This is a genomic window from Pseudomonas sp. 05N434 (assembly GCF_056396965.1).
Map to the genome: position 1 here is coordinate 1 of NZ_JBFTMK010000686.1, position 2,253 is coordinate 2,253.

Sequence of the window (2,253 nt, forward strand, 5' to 3'; positions counted from 1 at the left end):
GCCCGACACACTGGCAGCAGGTGGACAGGCTCAGCCCCCACTGGAAAGCCCTGCTGCTCTTTCTGCAAACAAACGAAAACGGTGATGATGATGGCTCTGGTCGGTCGGCGTGATGGTCGCAACTTTGGCTATGGCCGCCAGCTGAGCTACGCCGGCCCACAAGCGCTCAAGGATCTGTTTGCCGGCGGCCACTTCGCCACGGTCAAAGCGCATAGCGATCGCTGGCAAGCGTTCGTGCGTTGGTGTCGGTCGGAGGGCGGCCCCGGTTACAACGATGCGCGCCAGATCGATCGCCGGACGCTGCAAGACTACGCCGCGTATCTGCGCCAGCAGATCCAGCAAGGTGAACTCTGCATCGCGACCGCGCAGAACCGCCTGAGCAGCGTCAACCGCACCCTCGCTGCGCTGCGCGGTGATCAGGACGTGAGGATCGCCAGCCCGAGTCAGGCGCTGGGACAGCAGCGTTCGACCGTACGCACCCGCGCGCCGGATGGCCAAGACCACCAACAGGTGCGGCGAGTACTCGAGGCGCTTGGCGAACAGCAACACGAGCGGGTGGCGGCGATTGTCCTGTTGGCCCGAACAACCGGTATGCGCCTGCGCGAAGCGATCCTGGCTGACCTGCCACGACTGCACCGCGAAGCCGAACACTTAGGCCGCATCAACATCCAGGACGGCACCAAAGGCGGCCGCTCAGGGGCTTCAGCGCCGCGATGGATTGTGGCCAAGGAAGAGGTGAAAGCGGCCCTGCAGTTGGCTCGTCAGGCATCGCCGACCGGCAGCCGCAACTTGCTGGCCCGCGACGAAAGCTACGCCGCGTTTCTGCAACAGACCGTGCTCCCCGCCCGAGAAACGCTGCATGAACAAGGGCTGAAGGGTTTCCATGAACTGCGCGCAGCCTACGCCTGCGAACGTTACGAGCAGCTCACGGGGCACGCCGCTCCGGTCAATGGTGGCCACTGCTATCGCATTGACCGCGACCTTGATCAACAGGCGCGCCAACAAATAAGCCTAGAGCTCGGGCATAACCGGATCGATGTGGTTTCGGCCTACATTGGAGGTCGAACGTGACAAAGCCGTTCGATATGGCACTGTTCCTGAGCGGCGTACTGAATGGCTCAAAGGTCACGCAGCAACGACACCTACGGCAAGCTCGGATCATGCAAGCGGCCATCCAACAGCGATGGCAACGCGATACCCCCTGGACCTGGCAGCTCAAGCATGTCCGCTGGTTTTTCACACATCAGCTGCAAGACCACTCCGACGCCACCCGGTATTACTATCGGCTCACCGCCCTATTGGTCTGGAAGCGATTAGGGAATGACCGAGAAATGCTGATGAGCAACGCCTGGCAAGCCGAGCGCAAGCTAATCGGTCGAGCGCCATGACAAGCGCTCTCGGCACCAGAACGATTTTTATCTCGCTAACTGAAGACTGGCAGAGTATGCATGGAAGGTGTGTCTTCAGTTGATGTGAGGTTTCGTTCGAGCTATGATTGACATGCAGTGCCCCTTCGACGTCAGCAATCGATCGATGCGACCGAAGGGACAGGAGGCTTTAGAGAGCACTGGATGACCATTCGGCACCTTCTGCGGACATGGTAGCGCGGTATAGAGGTAGACGCCTATACTGGCACAAAGTCTATAGGAGATTTTGCAAGAATTTTACTACTAATTTAGTTCCTTAAAGATGGTAGTTTATAAAATTAAAGGCTCGCCATATTGGCGGGCCTTTATCTTTTGAGGGTTTGAAATGAACCAGACTGAAGTGGACGCCGCTGTAAATCTGATCAAGGTCTCCTTAGATAACCGTTCTGGTAAAACAATTACAGGAGCTGTTTTTGGTGAGTTGATTCGCAAATTAACGCCTGAGCTCGACATTCGTGAGTTATACCCTACAGGCAAAGGCGGCGTTACACGATTTATAGAGGATTACTTCGCAGGATTTCTTACGCGCACCGGGAATAAAGGCTCGGATAATTTATATTCTATCAGAGAGCTAGACTCTGAGGCGGACCCATTAATCAACTATGATTATTGGCGCTCTTTTGTTCGCCCAAACTCAAAATCAAAAGTTTTTTTGGTTGGCGACCCACTGAAAATCAATGTTTCTCATCAAGGTGATGTGCCAGCCGATGCAACGCTGATCAGAAATATTACTCCACAAGAGCTTTACCAAATTCGCGGTGATTTTGTCGAGGCTGAGTCAAAGGGAGGCATAAATCCAAGCTTACCTCCTATGGATATGCCATAT

The 2,253-nt window shown here is 55.4% G+C and carries 3 protein-coding genes; all 3 read left to right on the forward strand.

Annotation, left to right across the window (positions count from 1 at the left end; genetic code table 11):
* Positions 1-90: 90 nt before the first annotated feature.
* Positions 91-1,071: an integrase domain-containing protein gene (locus AC1DLB_RS28050; protein WP_477744073.1), complete on the forward strand. Its 981-nt coding sequence runs from the start codon at positions 91-93 to the stop codon at positions 1,069-1,071.
* On the forward strand, positions 1,068-1,388 hold the full coding sequence (locus AC1DLB_RS28055; protein WP_477744057.1) for a hypothetical protein: 321 nt from the start codon (positions 1,068-1,070) through the stop codon (positions 1,386-1,388). The genes AC1DLB_RS28050 and AC1DLB_RS28055 overlap by 4 nt, the downstream gene beginning before the upstream one ends.
* A 364-nt stretch (positions 1,389-1,752) precedes the next feature.
* On the forward strand, positions 1,753-2,253 hold a 501-nt coding region (locus tag AC1DLB_RS28060; protein ID WP_477786088.1), incomplete at its 3' end, for a hypothetical protein.

Bases quoted from the DNA above. Each gene is read 5' to 3' on its own strand.
- AC1DLB_RS28050 (WP_477744073.1), top strand. From the start codon at position 91: ATGGCTCTGGTCGGTCGGCGTGATGGTCGCAACTTTGGCTATGGCCGC.